At 38.0% G+C, this 279-nt stretch carries 1 protein-coding gene; it reads left to right on the top strand.

The window, feature by feature from the left end; all coding sequences use genetic code 11:
- Positions 1 to 279 (top strand): hypothetical protein (locus SM753_RS20450; protein ID WP_323192914.1); only part of this gene is annotated, 279 nt, incomplete at both ends.

Below are 279 nucleotides of genomic sequence, written 5' to 3'. Positions count from 1 at the left end.
CTTGGTATTACAAATTCTTTGGGCTTAACTAATATTCCTACAAATATTATTGCAACTTCAACAGCTGTGGGTTCAGCTGCTTGTGGATCGAATGCATTAGTTTCTGCATCTCTTGTTGGAACTATGGAAACTCATAATGAATTGGCAAAAGCAAAAATGAATACATTAGGACAAATGCCAAGTTCAGGGTCGAGCGCTAGTGTAGCTAAGGCAGGAATTGGGAGAGTAACAGTGAGAAATTTTGTACAAAGTCAAAGTATGGCTAGTGATCAAAAGAAC

This window comes from Halostella sp. PRR32 (assembly GCF_034808085.1).
GTDB lineage: Archaea > Halobacteriota > Halobacteria > Halobacteriales > Natronoarchaeaceae > Halostella > Halostella pelagica.
Note: the sequence above shows the minus strand (reverse complement) of the source record. Positions and strands in the feature narration are given on the sequence as shown.